The organism is Fictibacillus sp. WQ 8-8, from assembly GCF_024494405.1.
Classification (GTDB): Bacteria; Bacillota; Bacilli; order Bacillales; family Fictibacillaceae; genus Fictibacillus_C; species Fictibacillus_C marinisediminis.
In genome coordinates this window covers 100094-124156 of the sequence record NZ_JAMXKG010000001.1, presented here as the reverse complement: position 1 = coordinate 124156, position 24063 = coordinate 100094, and the positions used below count along the sequence as shown (strand labels likewise).

At 44.3% G+C, this 24063-nt stretch carries 26 protein-coding genes and 1 other annotated feature (1 of these 27 running past the window's edge); of the genes, 19 read left to right on the top strand and 7 right to left on the bottom strand.

The features are described 5' to 3' along the window. Positions 1-42: 42 nt before the first annotated feature. From M1K46_RS00615 to M1K46_RS00575, 9 genes are all read left to right on the top strand, one after another. Positions 43-159 carry a YezD family protein gene (locus M1K46_RS00615; protein WP_369795823.1) on the top strand — a complete coding sequence of 39 codons (117 nt, stop codon included), beginning with the start codon at positions 43-45 and terminating at the stop codon, positions 157-159. A gap of 93 nt (positions 160-252) precedes the next feature. Then, positions 253-954, top strand: a complete 702-nt coding sequence (locus M1K46_RS00610; protein ID WP_256224444.1) for a phosphoadenylyl-sulfate reductase — start codon at positions 253-255, stop codon at positions 952-954. A 27-nt stretch (positions 955-981) separates the two neighbouring features. After that, positions 982-2130, top strand: coding sequence for a sulfate adenylyltransferase (sat, locus tag M1K46_RS00605; RefSeq protein ID WP_053357198.1), 1149 nt, complete (start codon positions 982-984; stop codon positions 2128-2130). Positions 2131-2141: 11 nt separating this feature from the next. Then, positions 2142-2753, top strand: a complete 612-nt coding sequence (cysC, locus tag M1K46_RS00600) for an adenylyl-sulfate kinase (RefSeq protein ID WP_256224443.1) — start codon at positions 2142-2144, stop codon at positions 2751-2753. A 77-nt stretch (positions 2754-2830) separates the two neighbouring features. Then, complete coding sequence (gene cobA, locus M1K46_RS00595) at positions 2831-3613, top strand: uroporphyrinogen-III C-methyltransferase (RefSeq protein WP_248253731.1); 783 nt, start codon at positions 2831-2833, stop codon at positions 3611-3613. After that, entirely contained in the window at positions 3614-4360 is a 747-nt protein-coding gene (locus M1K46_RS00590) for a sirohydrochlorin chelatase (RefSeq protein WP_256224442.1), read from the top strand. A 2-nt stretch (positions 4361-4362) separates the two neighbouring features. Further along, positions 4363-4977 (top strand): NAD(P)-binding protein, encoded by a 615-nt coding sequence (locus tag M1K46_RS00585; protein WP_256224441.1) that lies wholly within the window; start codon positions 4363-4365, stop codon positions 4975-4977. A 251-nt stretch (positions 4978-5228) separates the two neighbouring features. Next, the gene (locus tag M1K46_RS00580) at positions 5229-5765 is read left to right on the top strand and encodes an NfeD family protein (protein WP_248253728.1); all 537 of its coding nucleotides are present in this window, start codon (positions 5229-5231) and stop codon (positions 5763-5765) included. A gap of 16 nt (positions 5766-5781) precedes the next feature. After that, positions 5782-7344 carry a flotillin family protein gene (locus tag M1K46_RS00575; protein ID WP_375162164.1) on the top strand — a complete coding sequence of 521 codons (1563 nt, stop codon included), beginning with the start codon at positions 5782-5784 and terminating at the stop codon, positions 7342-7344. Between the two features lie 245 nt (positions 7345-7589). Here the strand turns inward: M1K46_RS00575 and M1K46_RS00570 are convergent, their stop codons facing one another. Continuing rightward, positions 7590-8243: a LysE family translocator gene (locus tag M1K46_RS00570; RefSeq protein WP_256224438.1), complete on the bottom strand. Its 654-nt coding sequence runs from the start codon at positions 8241-8243 to the stop codon at positions 7590-7592. A 101-nt stretch (positions 8244-8344) separates the two neighbouring features. Between M1K46_RS00570 and M1K46_RS00565 the strand changes: the two genes are divergently transcribed. After that, positions 8345-8980: a hypothetical protein gene (locus M1K46_RS00565; RefSeq protein ID WP_256224437.1), complete on the top strand. Its 636-nt coding sequence runs from the start codon at positions 8345-8347 to the stop codon at positions 8978-8980. Positions 8981-9267: 287 nt separating this feature from the next. Here the strand turns inward: M1K46_RS00565 and M1K46_RS00560 are convergent, their stop codons facing one another. After that, positions 9268-10482, bottom strand: coding sequence for a cytochrome P450 (locus M1K46_RS00560; RefSeq protein WP_256224436.1), 1215 nt, complete (start codon positions 10480-10482; stop codon positions 9268-9270). 210 nt (positions 10483-10692) lie between these two features. Here M1K46_RS00560 and M1K46_RS00555 point away from each other — a divergent pair, with 210 nt between their 5' ends. The 4 genes from M1K46_RS00555 to M1K46_RS00540 all read left to right on the top strand — a co-directional run bounded on the left by M1K46_RS00555 (position 10693) and on the right by M1K46_RS00540 (position 13944). Next, the gene (locus tag M1K46_RS00555; protein WP_256224435.1) at positions 10693-11460 is read left to right on the top strand and encodes a class I SAM-dependent methyltransferase; all 768 of its coding nucleotides are present in this window, start codon (positions 10693-10695) and stop codon (positions 11458-11460) included. A gap of 13 nt (positions 11461-11473) precedes the next feature. Next, entirely contained in the window at positions 11474-12253 is a 780-nt protein-coding gene (locus M1K46_RS00550) for a class I SAM-dependent methyltransferase (RefSeq protein ID WP_256224434.1), read from the top strand. A gap of 170 nt (positions 12254-12423) precedes the next feature. Then, the gene (locus M1K46_RS00545; protein WP_256224433.1) at positions 12424-13215 is read left to right on the top strand and encodes a lipid II flippase Amj family protein; all 792 of its coding nucleotides are present in this window, start codon (positions 12424-12426) and stop codon (positions 13213-13215) included. Positions 13216-13425: 210 nt separating this feature from the next. Continuing rightward, positions 13426-13944 carry a GNAT family N-acetyltransferase gene (locus tag M1K46_RS00540; protein ID WP_256224432.1) on the top strand — a complete coding sequence of 173 codons (519 nt, stop codon included), beginning with the start codon at positions 13426-13428 and terminating at the stop codon, positions 13942-13944. Here M1K46_RS00540 and M1K46_RS00535 read toward each other — a convergent pair. Together M1K46_RS00535 and M1K46_RS00530 are read right to left on the bottom strand one after the other, a co-directional pair. Beyond that, complete coding sequence (locus tag M1K46_RS00535) at positions 13939-14112, bottom strand: hypothetical protein (RefSeq protein WP_256224431.1); 174 nt, start codon at positions 14110-14112, stop codon at positions 13939-13941. The genes M1K46_RS00540 and M1K46_RS00535 overlap by 6 nt on opposite strands. A 149-nt stretch (positions 14113-14261) precedes the next feature. Beyond that, entirely contained in the window at positions 14262-15200 is a 939-nt protein-coding gene (locus M1K46_RS00530; RefSeq protein ID WP_256224430.1) for an NADP-dependent oxidoreductase, read from the bottom strand. Positions 15201-15431: 231 nt separating this feature from the next. On the opposite strand from M1K46_RS00530, the gene trpE reads away from it, so the two are divergent. After that, a complete protein-coding gene (gene trpE, locus M1K46_RS00525) occupies positions 15432-16937 on the top strand; it encodes an anthranilate synthase component I (protein WP_256224429.1) in 1506 nt (501 codons plus the stop codon). Between the two features lie 399 nt (positions 16938-17336). Here the strand turns inward: trpE and M1K46_RS00520 are convergent, their stop codons facing one another. Further along, the gene (locus M1K46_RS00520) at positions 17337-17837 is read right to left on the bottom strand and encodes a peroxiredoxin family protein (RefSeq protein WP_256224428.1); all 501 of its coding nucleotides are present in this window, start codon (positions 17835-17837) and stop codon (positions 17337-17339) included. A gap of 122 nt (positions 17838-17959) precedes the next feature. Between M1K46_RS00520 and M1K46_RS00515 the strand changes: the two genes are divergently transcribed. From M1K46_RS00515 to M1K46_RS00505, 3 genes are all read left to right on the top strand, one after another. Continuing rightward, positions 17960-19018: a M42 family metallopeptidase gene (locus tag M1K46_RS00515; protein ID WP_369795797.1), complete on the top strand. Its 1059-nt coding sequence runs from the start codon at positions 17960-17962 to the stop codon at positions 19016-19018. Between the two features lie 84 nt (positions 19019-19102). After that, complete coding sequence (gene proC / locus M1K46_RS00510) at positions 19103-19915, top strand: pyrroline-5-carboxylate reductase (RefSeq protein ID WP_256224427.1); 813 nt, start codon at positions 19103-19105, stop codon at positions 19913-19915. A 29-nt stretch (positions 19916-19944) separates the two neighbouring features. Continuing rightward, on the top strand, positions 19945-20541 hold the full coding sequence (locus tag M1K46_RS00505) for a DedA family protein (protein ID WP_256224426.1): 597 nt from the start codon (positions 19945-19947) through the stop codon (positions 20539-20541). Positions 20542-20575: 34 nt separating this feature from the next. Here M1K46_RS00505 and spoVB read toward each other — a convergent pair whose 3' ends face one another. Further along, entirely contained in the window at positions 20576-22108 is a 1533-nt protein-coding gene (gene spoVB / locus M1K46_RS00500; protein ID WP_062232977.1) for a stage V sporulation protein B, read from the bottom strand. A 187-nt stretch (positions 22109-22295) separates the two neighbouring features. Here spoVB and M1K46_RS00495 point away from each other — a divergent pair, with 187 nt between their 5' ends. After that, positions 22296-22910: a DedA family protein gene (locus M1K46_RS00495; RefSeq protein ID WP_256224425.1), complete on the top strand. Its 615-nt coding sequence runs from the start codon at positions 22296-22298 to the stop codon at positions 22908-22910. Positions 22911-23006: 96 nt separating this feature from the next. Here the strand turns inward: M1K46_RS00495 and M1K46_RS00490 are convergent, their stop codons facing one another. Continuing rightward, positions 23007-24002, bottom strand: coding sequence for a tryptophan--tRNA ligase (locus M1K46_RS00490; protein WP_256224424.1), 996 nt, complete (start codon positions 24000-24002; stop codon positions 23007-23009). Positions 24003-24044: 42 nt separating this feature from the next. Further along, positions 24045-24063: a binding site (T-box leader), on the bottom strand; it runs 224 nt beyond the window's last position.

Sequence of the window (24063 nt, the reverse complement as noted above, 5' to 3'; positions counted from 1 at the left end):
CGAGGAGGTTCTGATGTGGTAAACGGTAAAAGCCAGGATGAAATTTTTGAACAGTTAAAAGAAATGCTGAACAGTATCAAGTATGGGTCCATCACGTTAATTGTTCAGGATGGAAAGCTGATTCAGCTGGAAAAAAACGAAAAGGTACGTTTTAAATAAATATTCGCTGACTAGAAAACTAGAGGCGGTTTTAACATAGCAGGATGGCTGCTTATGGTTAAAGCTGCCTTTTTCATTGGAGGGGTGGTTAACATGCTCAAGTTTGACACATGGAAAGAACAGGAGTTTACGTTTCCGGAAGACAGTGAAACGAAGGGGGCACTCGAAGTACTGAAATGGGCGTATGAGCAATATGGAGATGCACTCGTTTATGCGTGCAGCTTCGGAATAGAAGGCAGTGTCCTGGTGGATCTTGTATCCAAGGTCAAACCAGATGCAAGAGTCGTTTTCCTGGATACAGGCCTTCACTTCAAGGAAACGTACGAGGTGATCGAAAAGGCGAAAAAAAGATATCCGGAAATGAAGATTGAGATGAAGAAGCCTTCGCTGTCCTTGTTGGAACAGGCGGAAAAGCATGGCAGCGAGTTATGGAAAAGAGAACCGAACCTCTGCTGTTATATACGAAAGGTAGTCCCTCTTGAGGAAACACTGAACGGAGCACCGGCATGGCTGTCGGGTCTCCGGAGGGAGCAGTCGGCAGGGAGGAGCAATGTTCAGTACATCAATAAGGATGAACGTTTTAAATCCGTGAAAATCTGTCCGCTGATCCATTGGACGTGGAAGGAAATTTGGAGATACGCCTACAAGCAGAATCTGCCCTACAATCCGCTTCACGATCAGGGGTATCCGAGCATCGGCTGCGAGCCGTGCACGCTTCCGGCTGACGGGTCGGGTGATTCCCGCTCAGGACGCTGGTCAGGGCAAGGGAAAACAGAGTGTGGACTTCACGAATAATAAAGTAAAATTACAGGAGGAATTAACATGACATCAATTTTGCCGCATGGAGGAAAGCTGATAAACCGTTATGAACCAAATCTGCCAACAGACCACATTCAAAAGGAAGTGGAACTGGATGCTACATCCTTAAGTGATCTTGAACTGATCGGTGTAGGAGCCTACAGCCCAATTACTGGTTTTCTAAATGAAGAAGACTATCAATCTGTCGTTGATTCTCTACGTCTTGCTGATGGAACGGTTTGGAGCATTCCAATCGTCCTTCCAGTTCATGAAAAACAAGCCAGGACGCTATCAGCAGGAGATCAGGCGAGGCTCGTATTTGAGGGTGTAACGTACGGAGTCATCGAGGTGGAAGACCTTTACCGCCCGGACATTAAGCATGAAGCAGAGCAAGTCTACCAAACGGCAGATACTGCACACCCTGGGGTTAAAAAACTTCTGGAACGCCCTTCTTACTATGTCGGAGGATCAATCACTCTCGTAAAGAGGCCTGAAAAACAGAGGTTTACTGAATATCGTCTGGATCCAGCTGAAACCCGCCAAGTCTTCAGAGACAGGGGATGGAATACAGTTGTAGGTTTCCAGACAAGAAATCCTGTGCATCGAGCACACGAATACATTCAAAAAACAGCCCTTGAAACCGTAGATGGACTGTTCCTGAACCCGCTTGTTGGAGAAACGAAATCCGATGATATTCCCGCTGATGTGAGGATGGAAAGCTATGAAATCCTGCTTGAAAACTATTATCCGCAAGACCGGGTATTCTTGGCCGTATTTCCGGCAGCGATGAGATATGCAGGACCGAGGGAAGCCATTTTTCATGCGATGGTCCGCAAAAACTTCGGATGCACACACTTTATCGTTGGAAGGGATCATGCAGGTGTGGGTAATTATTATGGGACGTATGATGCACAAAAAATCTTTTCCAGGTTTACTCCGGAAGAACTAGGCATTACACTGATGTTCTTTGAACATAGCTTCTATTGTACAAAGTGCGAAGGAATGGCTTCATCGAAAACATGTCCTCACAGCAAAGAGGATCATGTGATTTTGTCAGGCACTAAAGTGAGGGAACTGCTGAGAAATGGAGAGCTTCCGCCAGCCACCTTCAGCCGCAAAGAAGTCGTAGAAGTACTGATCAAAGGTCTGCAAGAAAAAACAGTAACCGCATAAGGAGGAACATGATGAGCCAAATACAGAACATTACATGGCACCAGGCGGCCGTATCAAAGGAAGACAGAAGAACACAAAATGCCCATCATAGTTTCGTAATATGGCTGACAGGGCTATCGGGTTCAGGAAAATCGACTCTTGCCAATGAGGTTGCTAAAGAACTGTTTCGGCGGCAGGTGAAAAACTATGTGCTGGATGGCGACAACATACGCCACGGCTTAAATAATGATCTTGGCTTTTCAGACGAGGACCGGAAAGAAAACATACGCCGGATCGGTGAAGTATCCAAGCTGTTTGTAGACAGCGGAACCGTTGTGCTGACGGCATTTATCTCACCATTTAAGGAAGATCGGGATCAGGCGAGACAGATCTTAGGCAGTGATGAATTCCTTGAAATCTTCGTAAAATGTCCGCTCGAAGAATGTGAAAACCGAGATCCGAAAGGACTTTACCAAAAAGCAAGAAAGGGAGAGATCAAAGCATTCACTGGGATCGATTCCCCATACGAGGAGCCGGAATCTCCAGAATTTACAGTGGATACGAAGGCCTCGACGATTGAGGAATGCACGGCCGAAGTCATCTCTTTTCTTGAAAGCAAGAATCTGATCAAAAGGAAGGAATAATCGTGGCCTATAACAGCAACAGTTTTGAAATCTATGAAAGGGAAACGATACTAAACAGCTGAGGCAGGTGAATGAAATTGAGCAAAGTGTATTTAGTGGGTGCTGGACCGGGGGATGCGGAATTAATCACCATCAAAGGAGCAAGGTGCATTAAGGAAGCTGATGTTATTCTTTATGACCGGCTTGTTAATAAAGATCTGCTGGATTATGCAAAGCCAGGTGCAGATTTGATCTATTGCGGGAAGCTCCCTAATCTTCATACGATGCAGCAAGATACGATCAATCATTTTTTAGTGAAGTATGCCAAAAAAGGAAAAGTTGTCACCCGGTTAAAGGGTGGTGACCCTTTTGTATTCGGCAGGGGCGGTGAAGAAGCGGAAGCTCTAGTTAAAAATCATGTGGAATTTGAAGTGGTTCCAGGTATTACATCTGGAATTGCTGCACCGGCTTATGCTGGTATACCAGTTACTCATAGAGACTATGGAGGCAGCTTTGCTATTGTCACCGGCCACCGGAAAGAAGGAGAGGACGAGAAGCAGAGATGGGAAAGCCTTGCTAAAGGAATTGATACACTTGCAATCTATATGGGTGTTAAGAACCTCCCTTACATCTGTGAAAGTCTCGTAAAATATGGGAAGAGCAAAGAAACACCAGCTGCTTTAATTCAATGGGGAACCTTTGGGGAGCAGCGGACGGTTACAGGCACTCTTGAAACGATTGAAACAGTAGCACGAAATGAAGGGATTCAAAATCCAAGCATGATCATCATTGGAGAGGTAGTCAAACTCCGCGAAAAGATCAGCTGGTTTGAAAAGACGCTAATAGAAAAGGATTCTTCTATTATAAGTGAGGCGTTGTAAATGAAAGCATTACTCCTCATCTGCCACGGCAGCAGAACAAAAGCAGGCACGGAAAAAGCATTGGAATTTGCGAAACGGTGCATGGGAGCCAGCGACTATCCCATTAAGGAAGTTTGTTTTCTGGAACTGTCAGCACCTGATATTTCCAAAGGGATTGAAGCATGTGTCCGTCAAGGAGCAGCCTCCATCTGCGCAATACCGGTTCTTTTATTAACGGCAGCTCATGCAAAAAAGGATATTCCAGAGGAAATAAGGCTGCAGCAAGAACGGTATCCAAATGTAGAGATATCGTACGGGAAACCTTTCGGAGTGCACGATTCTCTCTCACATTTATTATGGGAGCGGATTACAGAGTCTGTTGATACGTATCATAAGAACGCTGTAATCCTTCTCGTTGGAAGAGGAAGCAGTGACCCTGATGTGAAAAGAGATCTCAATGCCATTGCTGCAAATTTACAAAAGAACTATGAGGTGCCGCGGGTTGAAACGTGTTTTTTGACGGCTGCCCAACCTAGCTTTGAAGAGATGCTGAGGCTCTCAGGCTGGGGGTATCAGCAGATCATCGTTGTTCCTTATCTTCTCTTTCCCGGCATCCTGCTCAGCGGGATGAAAAAAGCCATAGCACAACAGCAAAAACAGAGTGATCAAAACTTTATTTTGTGCGAGGCGCTCGGATACCATCCTGTTCTGCAAGACGTTCTCCTCACAAGAATTGAAGAAGCAGAAACGAAAAGTGCGGTTGTGTAGCCATGTATCCGATCATGCTGAATCTTAATTGTAAGCCTGCTGTAGTGATTGGCGGAGGAGCTGTCGCCCATCGCAAGATTTTAGGATTGCTTGAGGCAGGAGCAGCAATAAAGGTGGTTAGTCCTGAGGCTGTTCCGGCGATCCAAAAAATGCAGCATGAACATCTCCTGAAATGGGATAAGAAATCTGTGGAACCAAGTGATTATAAGGACGCATTTATCATTTTTGCAGCGACCGATCAGCCTGAAGTGAATCAGCAGATTGCCGAAAATGCAGGAAACCACCAGCTGGTTAATGTCGTTGATCAGCCGGCACTTGGAAATTTCTCGGTTCCCGCGGTAGCCAGAAGAGGAAAGCTGGTCATGGCTGTTTCAACAGGAGGAGCAAGTCCGATTCTTGCCAAACGGATTAAAAAAGAGCTGCTGGCTGCTTATTCAGAGGATTACGAGGCCTACACTCAGTTTTTATTTCGATGCCGAGAGCGAATTAAAGAATGGGAAGTCTCTTTAGATGAAAAGCAGTCGCTGCTCCATGAGCTGCTGGAAGAACGCTTCATTCATTCAAGAGATGAACAGGAAAATTTCATACGTACTCTAGAACAGAAAGTCTCCTTTTAAGGAGGCTTTTTTTCTTTTTGTAAGATGAATAATAAATAATCTGAATTTAATTTCCAAAATATGAAACTTTTTCATGTTTTATCCGTTTTTATAATTAGAACAACATGAAACTTTGTGGAAGTTCGACAATTTTTACCAATTATTTCAAACGATTTATGCTACGATATTCCCAGATATGGAGAGGGGGAAGGTGAATGGCTGATTACATACTTAGGTGGTTAAAACCTCATTAAGAGAAGGGGGAAGGCGTTATGGATATTATGGGGTATCCGATGGAAACCATCTATTTAACCGGATTAATCGTATTTGGATGCATCACCTTTCTATATGTTTTGGTCAGTGATCTCATCCATGGAGCATTTGAGGTTTTTTCCCACATTCTCAGTCCGACTCTTGTACTTTCTTTTTTTACGATACTGGGTGCATGCGGCTATGTATTGGAAACAATAACATCTGTTAACAGCTGGTTCATCTTAGGTATATCGGCAGGATCGTCTTTAATCCTTGTGTCCTTGCTGAACATTTTTGTCCTGATCCCGCTTGCCTCCGCAGAAGCGTCACTCAATTACGCTGAGGAGGATTTACGGGGGAGAATCGGTAAAGTGATTACTTCCATCCCGTCCGATGGTTTTGGAGAAGTCTTTATTGAGGGGATCAGCGGAAATATTGCCAAGACAGCGATCAGCCTGGATAATGAGCCGATCGGGCAAGGATCCAAGATTTTAATCGTGGATGTGAAAAGCGGCGTCGTTCATGTTATGCCTTATGAACAAACCGCATTATTGTAACTAATGAATTGGAGGAATGGAAATGACACCTATTTTTATCGCTGCGGGAATTGTTTTGTTTGTTGTAGTTGCCCTGATTTCTGTTTTTATTACAAAGTATAAGACCGCAGGGCCAGATGAGGCGCTGATCGTAACGGGAAGTTTCCTTGGCAGCAAGAACGTGAACATCGATGAATCAGGAAACAAGATCAAGATCGTTCGCGGGGGAGGTACCTTTGTATTCCCGGTCTTCCAGCAGTCCGAGCCACTGAGCCTGCTTTCAAGCAAGCTTGAAGTTCAGACACCGGAAGTTTATACGGAGCAAGGGGTTCCGGTCACAGCGGATGGAACGGCTATCATTAAAATCGGCAGTTCGATCGGGGAAATTGCAACAGCAGCTGAACAGTTTCTTGGAAAAACGAAGCAGGACCGCGAGCTCGAAGCTAGAGAAGTATTGGAAGGCCATCTCCGTTCCATTCTCGGTTCCATGACCGTGGAAGAAATCTATAAAAATCGTGATAAATTTTCTCAGGAGGTTCAGCGCATTGCTTCTCAGGATCTGGCGAAAATGGGTCTTGTGATTGTATCCTTTACGATTAAAGATGTAAGGGATAAGAATGGATACCTTGAGGCTCTCGGAAAACCGAGGATTGCCCAGGTGAAACGAGACGCTGACATTGCAACGGCAGAAGCTGAAAAAGAAACACGCATCAAACGGGCACAAGCGAATAAAGAAGCACAAAAATCCGAGCTTGAGCGTGCGACAGAGGTTGCAGAAGCAGAAAAGATAAATCAGCTGAAAATTGCAGAATTCCGCAGAGAACAGGACATCGCAAAAGCAAAAGCGGACCAGGCATACCACTTGGAGGAAGCGCGCGCCAAACAGGAAGTTACTGAACAGCAGATGCAGATCAAGATCATTGAGCGCCAAAAGCAGATTGAATTAGAAGAAAAAGAGATTGCGAGACGCGAGAAACAGTATGATTCTGAAGTAAAGAAAAAAGCGGATGCGGACCGTTATGCAGTGGAGCAAGCGGCAGAAGCGGAAAAGCGCAAACAGCTCGCTGAGGCGGATGCCAATAAATATAGAGTGGAAGCGATGGCGACAGCGGAGGCTGAGAAAGTACGTCTTGAAGGGCTTTCTAAAGCAGAGGCTGAGCGGGCAAAAGGGGAGACAGAAGCAGAAGTTATCCGTTTGAAAGGTCTGGCTGAAGCAGAAGCGAAGCAAAAAATCGCCGAAGCCTTTGAAATGTTCGGCCAGGCAGCTATTCTCGATATGATCGTGAACATGCTGCCGGCGTATGCGAAAGAAGTCGCAAGCCCGCTGTCCAACATTGATAAAATTACGGTTGTGGATACCGGCGGCAGTGGTGAAAACGGCGGAGCGAATAAAGTAACCGGCTATGCGACCAACCTGATGGCATCTCTTCAGGAAACCCTTAAGGCCACATCTGGAATAGATGTAAAAGAGCTGATCGAGAATTTTTCAGGCAAAGGAAATGTGAGACAGAGCCTCGACGGACTGCGCTATGACCTTGCCCAAAAGAACAATGAACCCGCACCATATGACCGCAGTGAAGATCCATTGCCGGTAGAATAAAACAACTGAGGGGGCTGTCCAGAAAGTCGAAAATTGACCTTCAGGCAGCCCCTTTTTGGCTTGAAAAATCTTCAATGAAAAGTTAATTGAAGTGGAAGATGCGAGACTCCTGCGGGACTAGCGTGACAGGTGAGACTCCCGCCGGTGCTTGCACCAAGAGGCTCACCGCACGCCCCGCGGAAAGCGAGCAGCCTGGAACGGAAATCAACAGCTTACAGACTTCTTGGACAGCCCCTTTATGTATTTCAAGAGAAGAAGGAATAACCAGGCAGGTAACGCAAAAGAATTTGGAGATCTTCAATGATCATTTTCCCCCCGTATCCTAAAAAAAGAAGGCCGAATACAAGATCCAAAATCGCTTGTAAGCGGGCCATTCCTTCCCGGATCAGCTGCATGCCGACAATAGGAAGAACTGCCAGATACCAGCAGGAATTGCCAGCCAAAAAGATAAGAGCGTTACTGAATGGTTCGGAAGCAAAATTTTCTGCGGTCACAAACTGAGGGAAGATACTAAGGAAAAACAGGCTAACCTTTGGATTTAGCAGATTGCTCCAAAAGCCCCTCTGATAGGCGAGCAGTGCCGACAGGGCCATGGAGGTGATGCTGGATGAATGGGCAGCCTGGGCTGAAATTCTTCTGAAAATATTATTGCAGCCTAAATAAATTAAATATGCAGCCCCAGCCATACGGATAAACAAGTATAATAGAGCTGATTCTTTCAAAATGACAGAAAGTCCGAGTACGGCGAGAGTGAGATGCAGGATGAAGCTTGTACGATTTCCTAAAAACGTGGCGTAGCCCATCCGCGTGCCATGGCTTAATGTATGCTTTGTCATTAATAAAAAATCCGGACCTGGCGAGGCAGCAAGAGCGAGGCCAAGCAAAAATAAAACGAGCATAGTTTGCCTCCAATTGTATTGGCTTGTATACTCTCACTATATGTTTGTCTGTAATGTTTCAGACACAGAAAGAATAATTAGAAGAACCGGGAGTTGGAACTTTGAAACTATTTCATTATCATTTTTGGACAGATAGAGTAGAAGAGACAGAAAGCTATTATCGGCGTCTGGGCTTTCAAGTAGAAGGCAGATACGCAATGGAAAAAGGAACGGTAACTCCCTACCATCCTCCATTGGAGTGGGATGACTTTCGTGAGAATGCTCTTATTTTTCGCATTATCGAAGTCAGAAAAGGAAATATCAATATAACGTTTGGAGCTGGAAAGAAGCCAATCTTTGACCACATTGGATATTTAGTAACCGATGAAGAACTGAAACAGCTTTGCAACCGTGCTGATGTGATGGGATGGAAAACAGAAGCAGGTGCCCGCAGGACCTTTATCTATACTCCATACCGGTTCAAGGTCGAGCTGCAAACCCGCAAAGATGCAGTATACGAGGGGGATGGCTCTCTGGCCAGGCTGGTAATCGCAAGCCCTGATGAAGCATTTGAAAGAGAACTGGAGAGGCTGTTTCATCGGGAAATGGAAGAAATCAGCTTTGTTCAAGGAGCACAGCTTCACCTTCAGGAGGTTTTCATGGAAGGTGTGGAAGGAAGCAGCAAAGACCCGAATAAGGTCATTGTGACCGGATTAAACGGCGAGAAGGGGCTGTCCAAGAAGTCTGGTAGCTGTTGATCTCCGCTCCAGGCTGCTCGCTTTCCGCGGGGCGTGCGGTGAGCCTCTTGGCGCTAGCGCCTGCGGGAGTCTCACCTGTCACGCTAGTCCCGCAGGAGTCTCGCACCTTGCACTCCAATCAACTTTTCATTGAAGATTTTTCACGTCAAAGGAGCTGCCTGAAGGTCAATTTTCGACTTTCAGGACAGCCCCCTTTTTTAATAGTTGGTTTTGTTAAAGCTCAATGCGGATTTACATTCAGAGAAACATCACATACGAATGGCCCTTCAATCCTATTCCATCCAATTTCACAGAACAGATAGCTTGAACTCTTTTAATCCGTACACAAAGGTGCTCTCGATCGGTTCAAGGGAAAAGTTGCTGCTTTTCACAAATTTGGGATATCGTTTCATCCATTCTTCAATGGCGATTTCTGCTTCCAGCCGGGCAAGCGGAGCTCCAAGGCAAAAATGGATACCCTTTCCGAAGGCGAGATGAGGATTTGGCTTTCTTTTGATATTGAATTGGCCGGCCTGTTCAAATTGCTGCTCGTCCCGATTCGCAGATCCTATCCATGCCACCACAATATCTCCGGCTTTAATCTGGGCATCGCCAAGAACGGTATCTTCTTTCGCAACACGGCTCATGGCCTGTACAGGAGAACGGTACCGCAGCACTTCTTCGATGGCAAGCGGGAGAGTGCCTTTTGGATTCTTGAGGATTTCCTCATAAATATAGGGGAACTCTGTGAAGCAAAAGAATGCATTGCTGATTAAGTTGGTTGTTGTTTCATTTCCTGCAACAAGCAGCAAAATGCAGAATCCGATGATCTCGTCTTCAGAAAGCACAGTGCCCTGAGCTTCGGCTCCCAGTAGAACGGAGATAATATCTTTTTCAGGGTGTTCTCTTTTATTTCTTATAATCTCTTTAAAATAGACATACAGCTCATGGTACGTTCTTTGCTGGTTCTGTTCCAAATGTTTTATAGCCTCGGGGCTGTTGTCTTTTGGCCCTGCGACTACCCAGTCAGACCACTCTTTGAATTTAGATTGGTCTTCGATGGGTACTCCCAGTATTTCAGCGATCACCATCACCGGAAGCGGATAGGAAAATTGTTTTACGATATCTATATCGGATGCTGGATCGACCTCGTCTAGAAGCTGTTTCGCGATTCGCTCGATCCGGGGACGCCATTCCTTCATAACTTTTGGAGTAAAGGCTTTGTTCACGAGAGCGCGCATCTGTGTATGTTTTGGCGGGTCAATGCTGATCAAACTCAATTCAATCGGGGACTTTTGTTCATCCTCCTGTTTTTTTGACCGGTTGGAGGAAAACAGTTCTTTCGTTTCCAGAACGTACTTTACACTCTGATAATCAAAGGCATCCCAGGCACCCCGTCTTTCATCCTTGCGAACTGGGCTTTCTTTCCGCATTTTTTCATACCAGGAAAAAGGTTCATATCTTTCTTCTTTCGTCGAAATTTCCTCTACTTGCCGAAATGCTGTTTGAGTAGAATTTTCCATGGTGGATTACCTCCAGTTTTTGGTAGTGGCTACATAAAAAGAATACGTCCAATGGAATGAAAGTACAAAGAATATTTCTCTAAAACTTTTACTATTTTAAATATTCTGTCCTTATGATTAGTTTTTCTTATGTGATTGGTATGTTTATTAGTAATTTTCTTGTGTGTAGCTTATGCATATGATGAGATTGTGAGAAAGGAGAGAGGATAGATGGATATTAAAGCGAGGGTACAGCAGCAGTTTGGAAAAAATGCTGAAAAATATGTGAGCAGTCCCATTCATGCTAAAGGTAAGGATTTGGCACAAATGGTGGAGATCTCAAACGCAGAGCCACAGGACCGTCTGCTGGATATTGCAACAGGTGGCGGGCACACCGCCAATGTATTTTCTCCACTTGTTAAAGAAGTGACCGCGTTGGATCTGACGAGCGAGATATTGGAAGCTGCAAAAAGATTTATTGAAGGAAACGGTTATCATAATGTCTCGTTCGTCAAAGGTGATGCGGAAAAACTTCCTTTTCCAGAAGAATCGTTTGAAGTGGTTACGTGCCGGATCGCACCTCACCATTTTCCGGATCTTCAATCATTTATCTCGGAATCCTACAGGGTGCTGTCACAGGGCGGAAAACTATTAATCGTAGATAATACGGCACCGGAAAAGAAGGAATATGATGAGTTTTATAATGATATAGAAAAAAGAAGAGACCACAGCCATTACCGCGCTTGGAAAAAGTCCGAGTGGATAACGTTTTTGGAAGAAGCCGGTTTCAGGATCGAGCAGATCAATGTTTTTAAAAAGACATTTACGTTTGACAGCTGGTGTGAACGGATGGAGATGAAAAAGGAGGAAAAAGATCAGCTGATTAAAAAAATGATAGATTCACCTTCACATGTTAAGAAATATTTTAGCATTATGGAGAAGGATGGAAAGGTTCAGGAATTCAGCGGAGAAGCTATTCTGATAAAGGCCGTCAAATAAGGAGCTGAGCATTATGGCAATTGATTTTCATGGAGAGGATAACAAATTTTCCTACGCCACTAGAACAGCAGCAGATGATTGGAAGAAGATGATTGGACAATATCTGGCCTTGAAGGATTTTAGCGCGGTAGATATCGGCTGCGGAGGAGGCATCTATACGAAAGCACTGATTGAACTGGGCGCCAGGCAAGTGGCTGCTGTCGATTTTTCAGAAAAAATGCTGGAAGCAGCACGCGAGAACTGCCAAGGTTTTGGAGGACGTGTTCAGTATGTACATGGATTTGCGTGGAATACAGGGCTTGAATCGCTTACCGCGGATGTCGTATTGGAACGGGCAGTGATTCATCATTTGACCGAATTGGAAGGATGTATATCAGAAGCCTTTCGCTTGTTGAAACCAGGCGGAATGTTCATCATTCAAGACAGGACACCTGAGGATTGTTTGCTCCCAGGAACAGACACACATATCCGGGGATATTTCTTTGAACAAAATCCAGAATTGATGGAGAAGGAGATCGAGAGGCGTTATACAGGTGAGCAGGTTCGTGGAGCTCTTGAAAAAGCAGGATTTTCACATGTTGAAGAGGTCAAGCTTTGGGAAATGAGAAAACAGTATTCTTCTGTAAAAGACCTCACAGAGGACCTTAGAAAACGTACAGGCCGGTCGCTGCTGTTTGAATTGGACGATGAAAGATTGGAGCACCTAATCCAATACATTGAAACAAAATTGCGAGATGAACAGGAAATAATGGAACAGGACCGATGGACACTTTGGTTTGCCAGAAAAGGATAATGGTTAGGATGATGGACTGCTGAGTGGCAGTCCTTTTTTTGGTTACAAGTGAGAAGGAATGATCAGCGAAAGTACGAAAAATATATACTATGATTACATTTCAAAATACAGCAATTTCCGGGGAAATGAAAAAGAAATCGAAATTTGCGGCGAAGGGGTGTTAGAGAGAGATGGATCATGTTCTTATTCAATTGATTTTACTGACTTTCGTCATTCATGTGATTGATACTCTTGGCTATTCTGTTAGACTGAACTCTGTTAAAACAGGGCAAGTGGCATTATCTTTTTCCATTTTTAATCTTTTTGTACTTGTTTCTAGAACGGCAAATATGTTTCAGGCTCCCTTGATCGGAAAGATAATAGGGTTTAGTATTGCAAAAGATCTGGATCCCCTCAGCGATATGAGATACGTTATTGCCGCTGCTACAGCAGGCACTCTGGCAGGGGTTTTTGTTATTCCCACTTTCCTGAAAATTTTTCAGATCGGGGTGAAGAAAATTGCATTGTCAGGATCTGTTCCTTCCCTCGTGTTTGAAGCGCTGCACGCAAACAATATGAAACGCATTGTAAAAAAAGCAACGGTTCCGAAGAAGAAAATGCTTCATAAACTGCGGTTTAGAGAAATTCCTAAGAGATTCTTGCTTCTTCATGCGGTAGTAACGGGTATCTATACAATAGGGGTACTTGCCGCCAATTATTCCTCATTGCTGGTTCCATCCCAAAATCAGCTGGCAGCGGCAGCTTCATCCGGCATGATTAATGGAGCAGCAACCATCATGCTTACCTTCTTTATTGATCCAAAGTCAGCGATCATTACCGATCAGGCGATCAGAGGAAAGCGGCCCTACGGCGATGTGAAAGCGCTCGTTATCTTACTGATCACGACTAAGCTGATCGGAACCGTGCTCGGGCAGCTCCTCTTCCTGCCAGCAGCAAAAATCATCGCCAGTTTTTATCAATAATAAAGAAAAGCTAAAACGCCTGTTTAAAGACGACAGGCACTGGAGGGCTTTGCCATAAAACGCTTTTTGTTTTCTGGCAAAGATCGAAGTGGCAGAGTCTTTAGGCGCTGAAGCTAGATCGGAAAAGCTGAAACTAGATCGGAAAAGCTGAAACTAGATCGGAAAAGCTGAAGCGAAAAGTCACATCTTTTTAGAGAGGAAGTGATTCGATTGGAGATAAGAAAAGCCATTCCGGGAGATGAAAAGGGAATAGCTTTCGTGCAGGTTGAAAGCTGGAGAACGACTTATAAAGGAATTGTTAACGATGAATACTTGGAGCAGATGAAGGCAGATGACAGGCAGGATTTGTGGATGGGCATCATTCAAAAGCCACTGGAGAAAAGTTTTTTATATGTGGCATCTATTAATCAGGAGATTATTGGTTTTTGTTCCGGCGGTCCCAATCGCTCAGGCCGCTTTCCTTATGAATCTGAACTGTATGCCATCTATCTCTTGCAGGAGTATCAGAGAAGAACGATCGGCAGCAGTCTAATCCGGCATTTTGCTCAAAATCAATACGATGCCGGCTATCGTACGATGCTTGTTTGGGTTTTGAAAGATAATCCATGCAAAGCAGCGTATGAAAAGCTGGGCGGTATAAAGCTTGGGGAAGAAATAATACAGATTGGAAAACAGCAGTTGACGGAAGAGGCTTTGGGGTTCGATCTCGTGAAACTGCTTCAGTTATAATTCATTTCTACGCTGAAGTTTATGGCGTATGAAGATTTTTTCCATGAGCTTAATGAGCTGATTTTCATAGGCGGATTTTTCTTCTGGACAATCCGTGCGGTTTATTTTACTTTTTAACTGCTTAACCTTTTCTTTTTCTTCTGGTGTTAACTGATGGGAAAGAATCATAATTTCCTCCTTATGAAAAGAAAATGTAGGTTAACCTTATCATGATGCAGGAAAGGATTTCTATAGTTTTGTTAGGTTTTCTTACATTGAAAACGGCCTGTAACGATGGATGATATATCCTTCGTTACAGGCCTCATTTCTGCTGGAGACTAGGATTTCACTTGAATAATGATTTTCCCTTTAGCGTGATGAGACTCGCTTAATTCGTGAGCTTTTCTTACACCCTCTTGGGTTAGAGGAAAGGTTTCTCCCACAAAAGGTTTAATTTTCCCTGCCTCAATCAACTTTCCGATCTCAGCAAGCTGGTCTCCGTCAGGATCCAAAAAGACAAACCCAGCTTTGACAGAATGATTGGTGGCCTCCTTCTGTACCGGCGGGCTGACGATGGAAACGAGAATTCCATCCGGCTTGATCACTTTATAGCTGTTATGCTGTACTTCCCCGCCGATCGTATCAAACACGATGTCTACGGGTTCAGTCGCTTCGGCAAAATCTTTTACATTATAGTCAATAAACTCATCTGCACCAGATTCTTTGATAATCTCTTCTGAATCCTTACTTCCTGTTGATAGGACATAAGCTCCTTTTGCTTTAGCAAGCTGAATAGCAAAACTGCCGACTCCTCCTCCGCCTGCGTGAATAAGGACCCTTTGTCCTTCCTGGATGTGTGCAAACTCCACCAGGCATTGCCAAGCTGTAAGGCCAACGAGGGGAATAGAGGCTGCTTCTTCATACGTCAGGTTTTTTGGCTTGAAGGCTACCAATTCTTCATCAGCAGCAAGCAGTTCAGCATAGGTGCCGTCCCGTTCTGTTGCCGGCCGTGTAAATACTTCGTCTCCCGGTTTGAACTTGGTCACAGAAGAGCCGGCCTCTTTCACTACTCCCGCTGCATCCCATCCAAGTATTATTGGAAAAGTGAAGGAAAGATTGTCTCTCAAGTACCCCTCGCGAATTTTCCAGTCCACCGGGTTAACGGAAGTGGCATGGATCTCAATGAGGACATCTTTCGGACCAGGCTTTGGATCGTTCACTTTTTTCTCCACAAGCTGATCTCTTCCTCCATATTCATTAATAACAACTGCTTTCATTCCTTTTCACCTCTTCTATAGTAATCTCATCATAGGTAGCTTTCCCTGTTGAAATGAGGTTAAATCCGGAAAGTAACGGTTGACAGTTTTCCTATTGCATTATATAGTGATTTTTAATCGTGAGGTTAGTTGAGAAGAGTTGAGTGGGAACAAAAGAACAGAGCAGAGCCGAGCTGAGATTAGCGGTTATGGTTGCTAATCTTCGTCTCTCGTAAAGAAGGGATGATAGCCATGATTCAACCATCATTGGAAGAAGTACAACAACTGGCAGGAAGCTATAATTTAGTTCCTGTAAGCATTGAGTTATTCGCAGATGTTCATACAGTCATTGAACTGTATCAAACGTATTATAAGGAAGATTATTCTTTCTTGCTTGAAAGTGTAGAAGGCGGCCAGCAATGGGCCCGGTATTCGTATATCGGAAAAAATCCCTTTATGGTGGTCTCGTGCAAGAAGGGTAAAACAACGATAAAGAAAAAAGGCCAGGATGAAACCTTTACAGGGCATCCTATTGATATTTTAAAATCTCTCCTCAACCAATTCAAAAGTCCCGCGCATAACAATCTGCCTCAATTTGCAGGCGGTGCAGTCGGTTATTTCGGCTATGATATCCTGCAATATTTTGAAAACATTCCACCTCACAGCAAAGATGTCATCAATACAGATGATATGAAATTTTTATTCGTAGATGAACTGATTGTCTTTGATCATCTAAAACAATCCATACAAATCGTCTGCAACCTTCATGTTCCGGAGAACCACTCGGAGCAGCAAATTGAAGAAGCCTACAAAAAAGCTGAACAGTCCATACATGATACGCTGGCACAGCTTGAAAATAATGTGAATCACCCTGTTCCAGCCTTTCGCTACCTTCCTCAGCAGGAAGCTGATATAAGCGCCGTACAATCTAATCTGACAAAAGAAGAGTTTTGCAGGATGGTAGAGCGAGCTAAAGAATATATTACTGCCGGTGATATTTTTCAAGTTGTGCTTTCACAGTGCTTTGAAAGTGAAGCAAAAGCGGACCCGCTGACCGTCTACCGGGTTCTGCGGATCGTAAACCCATCTGCCTACATGTATCACTTGAAGATGCCGGATGAGACCATCGTTGGTTCATCACCAGAATTGCTTGTCAAAGTAGAAGGACAGCAGGTAAGAACCAGGCCGATTGCCGGGACTCGTCCCCGGGGAAAAGACATGGAGGAAGACCAGCTATTAGCAGAGGAATTATTGGCGGACGAAAAAGAAGTGGCAGAACATATCATGCTTGTCGATTTAGGAAGGAACGATATCGGCAGGGTTTCAGAGTATGGCAGTGTGGAAGTGTCCTCATTTATGGAGATTGAGAGATACTCTCATGTCATGCATATCGTATCGGACGTAACTGGAACGCTGAGAAGCGATAAAGACTTCTTTGACGCTCTGATCTCTTGCCTGCCAGCCGGAACGCTGTCCGGAGCTCCGAAAATCAGAGCCATGCAGATCATATCAGAACTTGAGACGCAAGCTCGAGGAACGTATGCAGGGGCCATCGGATATTTATCATTTTCAGGGAATATGGACTCCTGCATTACGATCCGTACGATTCTGTTTAAAAATCAAAAAGCTTATATTCAAGCGGGGGCAGGCATCGTCGCTGATTCTGTTCCGGAGAACGAATACGAAGAGACCTTTAATAAAGCGAAAGCCTTGCTGAAAGCCATTCAAGTGGCTGAAGCGATGGAACTTCAAGTGTAATAAAAAGTGGGTATGATTGAACCGCCGTTTGAAAGCAGAAGGGTATAAGCAAGCTTTTCCCATCTGCTTTTCAGGCGGTTCATTTGTTTCACAACCAGCCGGCTCTTATCATCGCCAGCGATCACATTCCTACTAAAGGAGAAAAAAATTTGAGGGTTTCTTTCAAGAATCAGTAGGGGTGCACAATATGAATGACCTCAATATAGGTCTTTACAAAATTAGATTAACGGGACGGGTGAGACACGCGGAAAGCGAGCCTCCTGAAACGGATATCAACCACTCCTAAGAGCAACAAAGGTTACGAAAACAACCTAAAAAAAAGAGCCCAGGGGGTTCTTTTTTTTATCGAGTTTTTTGAACTCCATGTGAAATAAAAAAAGAGCCTTGGAGGCTCTTTTTTTAACGCAATGTTTTCTGAATGTACTTAATGGTTTTTCGAAGATCTTCAGCGGAAGGCCTTCCGAAAGGGCCGGTCTGAACGCTTAGATAAAGAATTCTTTTTTGCGGATCAACGAGAAAGACAGCCGGTTCTCCATGTGAGCCATGATCATCATAATAGGTATCATCATGGTAATAGACGCCGTAAGCCTTAATTACTTCCTGATCCTTGTCACTCAGAACGGGGAAAGAGAGTGTCCTGCTTTGCTTCATTTTTGCCAGGTTGGCGGTTTCGTCAGTAGAAATGGCAAGAATGTGAGTATTCAGCTCACGGAACGTTTCTTTATGCTTCTCAAGATCCTGGAGCTGTTCGTTGCATACCGGGCACCATTCTCCGCGGAAAAATACAAGCAAGTGAAAGCGGTCATCCGTTTTTAAATGGTCATAAAAATGAAAGGGTTCTCCTTCTGCTGTTACTGCTGTAAAGTCAGGGGCCTGATCGCCCAATTGGAATTTTGGCAAAATGTTGTCCTCCTTTTTTTATTATTTAAGTATTCCTTCATCGTCTATAAATAAAACCTTGAATGCTTTGTAATAAAACAAGGGCATTTTTACCATTCTATAGATATAGGATGGTGATAGATTTGGATCTTTTAAAAGAACTGACAGAAACCAATGGTGCTCCAGGCTTTGAAAACGAGATACGAAAAATTATGAAGCGTGAGATCGAAAAGTCCGGTGCACCGCTTGTTTATGATCACATGGGAAGCATTTTTGGCGAGAAAAAAGGGTCAGCTGATGGACCTAAAATCATGCTTGCCGGCCACATGGATGAAGTAGCTTTCATGATTAGCGAAATTACGAAGGATGGCTATTTGCGGTTCGTTCCGCTCGGCGGCTGGTGGGATCAAGTAATCCTTTCCCAGCGAGTTCACGTGATTACAGACAAGAAAACGTTCACAGGTGTGGTAGGGTCAAAGCCTCCGCATATTTTGACTCTGGAAGAACGGAAAAAAGTCTATCCGATGCGTGAAATGTTTATCGATATTGGGGCAAACGATAAAGATCAGGTGAAAGAATGGGGGATCAAGGTTGGAGATCCGATCATGCCGATCTGTCCGTTTGAACTTTTGCCAGATAACGATACAATCCTGGCAAAAGCATTGGATAATCGTGCGGGCTGCTATCTTGCGCTGGAGGTGTTGAAGCAACTCAAAGACAGTGACCACCCGAACACCATTTACTGTGGAGCCACAGTTCAGGAAGAAGTCGGCTTAAGGGGAGCAGCAACCGCACCTTATGCCATGGAGCCTGATCTTGCGATTGCAATGGATGTTGGGATCGCGCAAGATGGACCGGGTGACAACTCAAACAAAGCCAAGCTCGGAGCTGGTCCGCTAATAACATTCCTTGACTCTTCTATGGTGCCGCACGTTCCACTGCGAAACATGGTGATCGAGATCGCCGAGAAACATAACATCCCTTACCAGGTGGATGTCATGCTCGGCGGAGGAACGGATGCCGGCAGGTTCCATTTGTTTAAAAAAGGTATTCCTTCTCTTGTCATCGGTGTCGCATCGCGTTATATCCACAGCCATGTTTCCATGGTCAGCAAGAGCGATCTGGAAAACACAGTAAAACTATTGGCGGCAGTCGTTAAAACAGTCGATCAGAAGAAAATGGAGTCCCTGATAGATTTTTAAACAAAATAAGCTACAATAGAGAAAAGGTGTTCTTTTTGAACGCCTTTTGCTTTTGAAATCACTTGTTTAAAAGGAGATCAACAAATGAGTACAACATTTCTGTTTATTGGCGCAGGCCGCATGGCAGAGTCAATGATTAAAGGACTTCAGTCTTCTAAAGACCATAATATATCGATCATCGCAGGAAATCAGGGGAACACGGAAAGGCTTCAGCAGCTATTTTCGTTATATGCTGTGGAGACGACAACAGACTGGATTCATCATGTGCTGGATAGTTCTGTCATTGTTCTTGCCGTTCCTCCTGACGCCCATGATGCTGTCTTGGAAAAACTTTCAACCGCTATCGATGGCCAGCTTGTCATTTCCGTAGCGGCTGGAATCGGACTGAAAAAACTGGAGGATAACCTTCCTTCTCGCACACCGGTAGCCTGGGTGATGCCCAATACGGCTTCAGAGGCGGGAGAATCCATGTCCATTTATACACATGCTGAAACCTTGGATGCTAACCAAGAACAGCAGCTGAAAATTCTGTTGGACAGTATCGGCTCCTCCGAAAAATGCACTGAAGAGCAGATACATAAACTTACTGCTGTTACTGGGAGCGCTCCAGCCTTTCTTTATGAATTTGCTTCTGCTCTCATTAATGCTGCTTCGAGCTATGGGATATCAGAAGGCCAGGCACGGAAGCTCGTTTCACAGATGATCTATGGTTCTGCGGTGATGTTAAAAAGCGGTTTGTCACCGATTGACCTTAAGGAAGCGGTCACTACTCCAGGTGGTGCAACAGCGGCCGGGCTGGAGATCTTAAAAGAAGCTGATTTTGGACAGCTGATCCAAAAGGCGGTTCAAGCGACCAACGAACGTGCAGCTGAGCTAGGCAAGGCAGTGAAAGAATGACAGACATCAAAACCGTATAGGGGTAATCTATGAGTAAAACAATTTTGGATTTTATTATTCACTATGAATATGTCGGTATCTTTCTTGCTCTTGCCTTTGGCTTAATTGGTCTGCCGGTTCCGGATGAAATTTTACTCACCTTTACAGGCTATCTAGTCTACGAAGGAAAAACAGGGTTTGCATTGACCTTGTTGTCTGCCTTTTTGGGAGCGATGTCCGGAATCTCCGTCAGTTATTTTCTAGGCTATAAACTTGGTCTGCCATTTCTGAAAACGTTTGGCCCTAAAATTGGAATTACGGAAGAAAAAATAGAAAAAACACAATGGTATTTTCAAAAGTATGGCAACCTGATGATTATCATCGGTTATTTTATTCCGGGAATCCGCCATATTACTGCTTATATCGCGGGTATTTCAGCCATGAAATTTAAAAGGTTTGCGCTGTATGCCTATTCAGGTGGATTAGTCTGGAGCTTCACGTTTATCATGCTCGGAAAGGAGTTGGGCAGAAAGTGGAGTGTTGTTGAGCAGTACTTTCACAACCTGGGATTCTACGCTATTCTCACGGCTGTAGCGGCAGTGCTGCTTATTTGGCTTATCTATAAAGTTAAAATGAAACGTGCGTAAAAAAAGGACCTGATGGGAGCTCATCAGGTCCTTTTTATTTTTGAGGTTTCATCCAAAGGCGGCCGATGCCATTTTGCAGCATCCGCAGCAGGAATAGCGTTCCATAATAAAAGGAGAACACGACGATCAGCAGGAGGGTGATCGACAGGTGGTTTTCATAGTGGGTGGTATGCATAAGTTCGCACAGACAGATGGTTGCAACTCCTGATGCAATGAACGTAAAGTATTCTGCGAGCTTAGGCTTGAACTTCACCTCTTCCACGATGGTGTGGTAATGGAGGAAGGAAAGTAAAACCCCGCTAAAGTTCACTGCTATAATGACCCCATGGATGCCAAACGACGTTTGTGAAGCAAGGGAAAGAATGAGCAGGATAGACAGGATATTAACCCATATGGTTTGCGAGAACACATCTCTTGCCCTTCCCAGGCCAAAAAGGATGGCCTGAAGCGGTGCAAGCAAATAATGAAACAGAATAAAGGGTGAGAGGAGCATCAGAAACTGGCCGGCTTGTGGAGAATGATAGAAGAGCACGGTAAGTTCATCTGCAAAAAAATACATCACGATCGAGCACGGAATGCCATAAAGAAAGGTAATATGAAAAGCCTGGTGGATCCGCTGATGCAGCCCTGCTTCATCCTGTTTGGAGCGTGCTTCGGAAATGGAAGGAACGAGTGAAACATACAGTGAATATCCGATAAATCCCGGAAAGTAGCCGATCGTCATCGCAAACGCCGTAAGCATGCCATACTGTTTAGTGGCGATTGATGCTGTAATTCCGGCGAACATTAAACTTTGCGTGATCAAAATCGGATTCACTGCAGCAGTAAGGGCGTTCAGGATGCGGACTCCAGTCGTAGGAAGGCTTACTTGAAACAGCTTTTTTAAGATGCTCCTGCGCGGAACAGGTGTGAAATCTGATTTCGAAACATCTTTTAAGTTTCGCTGCCCTAGTAAAAACGACGTTGAAAAGAAAAACAGTGAGACAAGCTCACCGGCCCCAATACCCAATACAGCAGCAACAACTCTATATTCTAATGGCAAACCTTTCATATATTGCAGGACGTAAAAAATAAAACTCAGCTGCGCCGTTTTTTCTAAAAGCTGAGCGATTGCTATGGGCTTCATTTTTTGAAGTCCGCTGAAGTAGCCTTTCAGAATAGAGGTCGTTCCTATGACCGGCACGATCGGGATGAGAGCAAGCAAAGGATACCCGAGCCGAGTATCAATGGTCTCCCATTTTAAAAGCACCAGCGTAACGGCCGCACTGATCAGCACAAGGAGCAGGCTTAATCCCATGATGACGTAAAACGATACCTTAACGATCTGGAGCCTCTGTTTGTCATTCTGATGTACTTCCTCTTCGGCCAAAACCTTTGAGAGGGCCGTTGGAAATTCAAGAGCGGCAATCGTGATCAGCAGTCCGATTACCGGCAGTGCCATCATGTAAAATCCCATGCCTTCACTGCCCAATGATCTTGCGAGAAGGACGCTTACTACAAATTCCACGACTTTTGTGTAGAGCATTGCCAAAGATAAAATAAGTGTTCCTTTTAGAAATTTTCCCATGATTTCACCCTTTGTCCAATTCATCTCCTTAACATGTATATGACATATGAAGTGAAAAAGAAGAGAGATTTATAATGTCGAAAAAAGGAGTCTTTTGGATTGGAAAATAAAAGAATTGTAAAAAAACGATACAAAATTGTATATTTTCGGTAAGATAGAGATACTATCCTAAACTAGTTGGTGTTGTATGGAGATCTTTTTACAAAATCTTTTTCATCATTACGGGTATTTTGCACTGTATTTCCTTCTTGCGCTTGGTGTGATCGGTCTTCCAGTGCCGGATGAGTTCCTGCTGACCTTTGCCGGTTATATCGTTTACTCGGGTGAAGTTTCTTTTGCTTTGACACTGCTCGCCGCTTTTGCTGGATCAGCGACCGGGATTACGATCAACTATTGGCTCGGAAAGAGCTTTGGTTTACCCTTATTGCTTAAATATGGACCGAAATTTCACTTATCAACACATAAAATACACACCTCACAATCTTACTTTCAGCGTTTCGGAAAACCATTAATCATGTTTGGATACTTTATTCCAGGAATCCGGCATCTCACAGCCTATTTTGCAGGGATGTCCTCGCTTCCGTATCGTGTATTCGCCTTTTATGCGTATATCGGTGCATTTATCTGGAGTTTTCTGTTCATCATGATCGGCAGAACGGTAGGTGCAAAATGGTACCTTGTTACCGCATTTGTTCATAAGGCGAGCCTTCTCGGCCTGGCCGTTTTTATCATTGCAATTGCTGTAGCTGTCTATTCTTTGAAAACAAAGGGAAGAAAATCACAACGATATGACGTTTCATGAGAAAGAGTGTAAGAATAGGAAAAAGCCGCCTTTGAGGCGGCCTTTTTTGAGAGAGGAACCGGGCGGCTGAACCAAATAATGGGCGGAAGCCGTCACTCAGCAACCTATCTTTTCCTTAACCTCTTCAAGAAATGGTCTCGCCCGCCGGCGAGCTTTTTCAGCTCCGTGCAGGAGAATTTCATCCATTTTCCTCGGGTTGTTCATGAGTTCTATATAACGCTGCCTTGGTGTTTCCAAATAGGCGTTCATAACATGAAACAATTCTTTTTTAACCTCTCCCCAGCCAACTCCATTCTCATATCTCTCACGCATCCTCTTCACCTGCGCTTCTGATGCAAATTCTTTATAGATTAAGAACAAAGATGAACGAGCTGGGTCTTTTGGGTCCTCAGGTAAACTAGAATCCGTCTCAATCCGTTTGATCAGTTTCTCTAACTCTTTCTCCTCACTAAAAAGAGGAATCGTATTGTTATAGCTCTTACTCATCTTCCTGCCATCAAGCCCCGGAACGACTGAAGTTTCTTCGTCAACCTTGTATTCAGGCATTTTGAATGTCTCGCCATATATATGGTTGAAATGTCCGGCGATGTCTCTGGCGATTTCCACGTGCTGAATCTGGTCTTTGCCGACAGGGACAATATCCGATTGAAACAATAAAATATCTGCGGCCATTAAGATGGGATACGTAAACACACCCATATTGATACCCGAATCCTGCTCGAGACCATTCTGCCGGTTTTCCTCAATCAAACCTTTATAAGCGTGGGCGCGGTTCATCAAACCTTTTGGTGTGAGGCAGGAGAGAATCCATGCGAGCTCCAAAATTTCTGGAACATCTGCCTGGCGGTAAAAGGTTGATTTTTCGGGGTCAAGACCGAGTGCAAGCCAGGTTGCCGCAATGCCATATACATAATCCTTGAATTGCTTTGCATGTTGAACCGTTGTTAAAGAGTGGTAGTCTGCAATAAAGTAATAAGGTGAATAGGCATCGTTTTCAGCCAGCTGGAGAGCTGGTCTAATGGCTCCAATATAATTTCCGATGTGCGGCCTTCCGGTAGACTTGATTCCAGTCAGTACAATTTTTTTCTCCATTTAATTTCCTCCTGTCCAATAAAAAAGGGGCTCCTCATCCTGATTAAGGACGAGAAACCCC

Excerpts from the sequence above, each read along its gene's own strand:
- M1K46_RS00610 (WP_256224444.1), top strand. The coding sequence starts at position 253 with ATGCTCAAGTTTGACACATGGAAAGAACAGGAGTTTACGTTTCCGGAA.
- sat (WP_053357198.1), top strand. The coding sequence starts at position 982 with ATGACATCAATTTTGCCGCATGGAGGAAAGCTGATAAACCGTTATGAA.
- cysC (WP_256224443.1), top strand. The coding sequence starts at position 2,142 with ATGAGCCAAATACAGAACATTACATGGCACCAGGCGGCCGTATCAAAG.
- M1K46_RS00590 (WP_256224442.1), top strand. The coding sequence starts at position 3,614 with ATGAAAGCATTACTCCTCATCTGCCACGGCAGCAGAACAAAAGCAGGC.
- M1K46_RS00585 (WP_256224441.1), top strand. The coding sequence starts at position 4,363 with ATGTATCCGATCATGCTGAATCTTAATTGTAAGCCTGCTGTAGTGATT.
- M1K46_RS00580 (WP_248253728.1), top strand. The coding sequence starts at position 5,229 with ATGGATATTATGGGGTATCCGATGGAAACCATCTATTTAACCGGATTA.
- M1K46_RS00575 (WP_375162164.1), top strand. The coding sequence starts at position 5,782 with ATGGAAATGACACCTATTTTTATCGCTGCGGGAATTGTTTTGTTTGTT.
- M1K46_RS00570 (WP_256224438.1), bottom strand. The coding sequence starts at position 8,243 with ATGCTCGTTTTATTTTTGCTTGGCCTCGCTCTTGCTGCCTCGCCAGGT.
- M1K46_RS00560 (WP_256224436.1), bottom strand. The coding sequence starts at position 10,482 with ATGGAAAATTCTACTCAAACAGCATTTCGGCAAGTAGAGGAAATTTCG.
- M1K46_RS00555 (WP_256224435.1), top strand. The coding sequence starts at position 10,693 with ATGGATATTAAAGCGAGGGTACAGCAGCAGTTTGGAAAAAATGCTGAA.
- M1K46_RS00550 (WP_256224434.1), top strand. The coding sequence starts at position 11,474 with ATGGCAATTGATTTTCATGGAGAGGATAACAAATTTTCCTACGCCACT.
- M1K46_RS00545 (WP_256224433.1), top strand. The coding sequence starts at position 12,424 with ATGGATCATGTTCTTATTCAATTGATTTTACTGACTTTCGTCATTCAT.
- M1K46_RS00535 (WP_256224431.1), bottom strand. The coding sequence starts at position 14,112 with ATGATTCTTTCCCATCAGTTAACACCAGAAGAAAAAGAAAAGGTTAAG.
- M1K46_RS00530 (WP_256224430.1), bottom strand. The coding sequence starts at position 15,200 with ATGAAAGCAGTTGTTATTAATGAATATGGAGGAAGAGATCAGCTTGTG.
- trpE (WP_256224429.1), top strand. The coding sequence starts at position 15,432 with ATGATTCAACCATCATTGGAAGAAGTACAACAACTGGCAGGAAGCTAT.
- proC (WP_256224427.1), top strand. The coding sequence starts at position 19,103 with ATGAGTACAACATTTCTGTTTATTGGCGCAGGCCGCATGGCAGAGTCA.
- M1K46_RS00505 (WP_256224426.1), top strand. The coding sequence starts at position 19,945 with ATGAGTAAAACAATTTTGGATTTTATTATTCACTATGAATATGTCGGT.
- spoVB (WP_062232977.1), bottom strand. The coding sequence starts at position 22,108 with ATGGGAAAATTTCTAAAAGGAACACTTATTTTATCTTTGGCAATGCTC.
- M1K46_RS00495 (WP_256224425.1), top strand. The coding sequence starts at position 22,296 with ATGGAGATCTTTTTACAAAATCTTTTTCATCATTACGGGTATTTTGCA.
- M1K46_RS00490 (WP_256224424.1), bottom strand. The coding sequence starts at position 24,002 with ATGGAGAAAAAAATTGTACTGACTGGAATCAAGTCTACCGGAAGGCCG.